This window comes from Chitinimonas sp. BJB300 (genome assembly GCF_002735695.1).
Classification (GTDB): Bacteria; Pseudomonadota; Gammaproteobacteria; order Burkholderiales; family Chitinimonadaceae; genus Chitinimonas.
In genome coordinates, this window is sequence record NZ_PDZH01000245.1 from 1 (window position 1) to 2,860 (window position 2,860).

General features: G+C 53.4%; 3 protein-coding genes and 1 pseudogene. 2 read left to right on the plus strand and 2 right to left on the minus strand.

Annotated elements, in window-relative coordinates:
* A partial coding sequence (locus tag CSQ89_RS23405) for a hypothetical protein (protein WP_308418193.1) occupies positions 1–255 on the plus strand: 255 nt, incomplete at its 5' end.
* 923 nt (positions 256–1,178) lie between these two features.
* Here CSQ89_RS23405 and CSQ89_RS20810 read toward each other — a convergent pair.
* Together CSQ89_RS20810 and CSQ89_RS20815 are read right to left on the minus strand one after the other, a co-directional pair.
* A complete protein-coding gene (locus CSQ89_RS20810) occupies positions 1,179–1,358 on the minus strand; it encodes a hypothetical protein (protein ID WP_099407896.1) in 180 nt (59 codons plus the stop codon).
* Positions 1,359–1,536: 178 nt separating this feature from the next.
* Entirely contained in the window at positions 1,537–1,785 is a 249-nt protein-coding gene (locus tag CSQ89_RS20815; protein ID WP_099407897.1) for a hypothetical protein, read from the minus strand.
* 157 nt (positions 1,786–1,942) lie between these two features.
* On the opposite strand from CSQ89_RS20815, the pseudogene istA reads away from it, so the two are divergent.
* A pseudogene (gene istA, locus CSQ89_RS20820) lies at positions 1,943–2,731 on the plus strand (IS21 family transposase); the annotation flags it as partial.
* Positions 2,732–2,860 lie beyond the last annotated feature (129 nt).

Genomic DNA, 2,860 nt, shown 5'->3' on the forward strand with positions numbered 1-2,860 from the left:
GGCTTCACCCGGCAGACCATTGCTGCCTATAAGCACGTTATCCAGGAAGTGCTTAATCCCGCACAGGTACCTCATTTGGCCAGCCAGGGAGTAGGATCAATCCATGAAACAAATGTTAAATATGGTAAGCATCAGGTAACTGCGGCCGCAGGGCGGCCTGGTGCTTTTGAGGTCTTGAAGTGTCTTGGTGGTTCTGTAGGGAGTCTTGAGAAGGAGGTTTCTACGTTTGATGTAGATGATCCTGGATCTGGATGAGACTTTTCTAGATAGAAGGCTTCAAGTGCAGTGCTTTTCCACGTGGTGTTTCTGTGCGATTACGCGTCAGATATTATTCGCTATCTATGATCTTGAACGTTAATGCCATTATCTCCGCTAAGTCGTTTTCTTACATCGCACGATCGTCTATCTTCAACGTTCGTATTTTTGACGACCCTTGGGCAGCGGTGCCGCCTCATATGAACGTTGAACAATCAGCTCAACGTGTTCCTGTCTCTCGGCTAATTCTCATGGCTGATTGGTAACGCTCTGGCTATTTAGGTCTGGTGGTTCTGACGATATTTTCTGCAGTTCCATGGTTAATTCTCCTATTGCTATCGGGTCGGGCAGGCAAATAGCAAGAGTTTGCGCTAAGTCAAAGTCCGTTTGCCGTGACAGCGTCAAACTGATCTTGGTGCTAACAAACGTTTATTCATCGCTTGTCACGCTGAGCTGACTAGTAGATGAAATGAAGTGCCACGTCTTTGTCACAGCGGTTCAATCGGAAAAAATATCATGCAGCGCTTAAATGCTACTGAAATTGCACATGTCAGTGGGGGGGTATTCCATGTCCATTCCACGGTAGTGTGGATGCAGAAAACGGGGCGTCGTCGCGCTAAGGTTCAGATCGACATGAGGCAATCTTCACATCCAAAGGCCGTTGCTGAAGCCACTACCGGGCGGAATCGAATTGGCACTGAACATTGCTGATATAGAACTAGTCAGCAGCGCCCTGAAGGACGTATGAAGTAGCTACAGCGTTGTGAAACAAAATGCGTTCGATCACGGTTCATTGATGACCGTAGCGTTGATGGCATTCTCAACGGCAATTCCAATCGCAGTTCTTCAGGCATGCCAGATAAGCATGCCATGAATCACCCGGTATCTACCATCGAGCCCAGTGAATTGACTTGGACGATGTCTCAGTCGTCGAGCTGCGTTAAGAGCTTGGCGGCCGCTGGTAAGTGGGCAGCCTGTTGGCGCAGAGCCAGCGCTGCCTTAACCAGGATGCTGCGGCTTTGGCCAGCAACGGCTGTCGTTGGCTTGGCCGCACGCACTATTTCTAGAAAACCCGTCTTTACCGTCGGGAGGGATTCGGCCATGACATGAACCTTCAGCGGTTGTGTGATGCTACCGTTGCTTTAGGCAGCGTGCACGCTGGACGGCAGGGTTGAGTAAGCATAATTCAACGACCGTCGGAGTCGGCATGGCGTTTCTCGGCATTGATCTGCCGGTAAGCGAGGCTGATGGCTTCGCTCAACCAGCCCGACATCTGTGGTATCAGGTCCGGGGATCATGGTCCGTGCAGGAACCGGCGGCAGCGGACTCGCCCAGCTGGTCGCGCCAGTCGGGTGACGCAGCATTAAGAAAAGCCTCCAGAAGATCTGCATCAAACTGGGCGTTCTCGGAAGTCCGTAGCCTGCCCAGCAGCTCGTCCAACATAATGACAGTCAGGGAGGCCATGTTGGTGCCGGCAACCTGGCCATGGACATCGGCGACCAATCGGGCCGTCAGCAGCTCATTGTGCAAGGTGAAGGCGATTGTAGTGGTCTAATCCCAACGGACACCTCGATAGGTATATTACGGACCTAAAAGGGAATACAGATTGTTGCGGCTGACCGAAAACTGACCCAGGTGTTCTACTTGCCCTGCCTAATTTCTAGGCAGGAGAGAAAGGGTGATCACCATGAAAATGTTAGGTAAGGTTCGGCGGATGTATCTACGCGACAAGCTGTCGCTGCATGAGATTGCCAAGCGCACAGGTCTGTCGCGCAATACCATCCGCAAATGGCTTCGAATGCCAGAGGAACCGGCGCCACCCACTTACCAGCGAGCCGCGTCAGCTGGGAAACTCTCTACCTTCTACGCCACATTGGAGCAGGCACTCCAGGCTGATTCCCATCGGCCCAAACCGGATCGACGCACAGCCCGGGCGCTGTTCACGCAAATCAAGGCGGAGGGTTACCAAGGCGGTTACAGCCAACTGACAGCCTTTATCCGTGACTGGCGCGGTCGTAAAGGTAGTGCACTGCACGCCTTTGTACCGCTGCAGTTTGCCTTGGGTGAGGCATTTCAGTTTGACTGGAGCGAGGAGGGGTTAGTGATTGGCGGCCTCTATCGCCGCATGCAGGTCGCTCACCTCAAGCTCTGAGCCAGCCGTGCCTTTTGGCTGGTGGCCTACCCTAGCCAGGGCCACGAAATGCTGTTCGATGCGCACACCCGCGCCTTCACGGCCTTGGGTGGCATCCCCCGTCGTGGCATCTACGACAACATGAAGACGGCGGTTGATCGGATCAATAAGAGTAAGGGGCGAACCGTCAATGCGCGCTTTGCTGTGATGTGCGCGCACTACCTGTTTGACCCCGACTTCTGCAATGCTGCCTCGGGCTGGGAGAAAGGGGTCGTCGAGAAGAACGTACAGGATAGCCGCCGACGCATCTGGATCGATGCGCAGCAGCGGCAGTTTGGCTCCTTTGCCGTGTAAAACAGCGTGCAAAACTTTCCAGATTCCAGGGGTAAACAGCGTTCAATAGTTTCCACCCCTGGGTGTGCAACCATCCGGTGTTTCTGCCGGAGAATCTGGGGTGATAAACATGAATCTCAT

Excerpts from the sequence above, each read along its gene's own strand:
- CSQ89_RS20810 (WP_099407896.1), bottom strand. The coding sequence starts at position 1,358 with ATGGCCGAATCCCTCCCGACGGTAAAGACGGGTTTTCTAGAAATAGTG.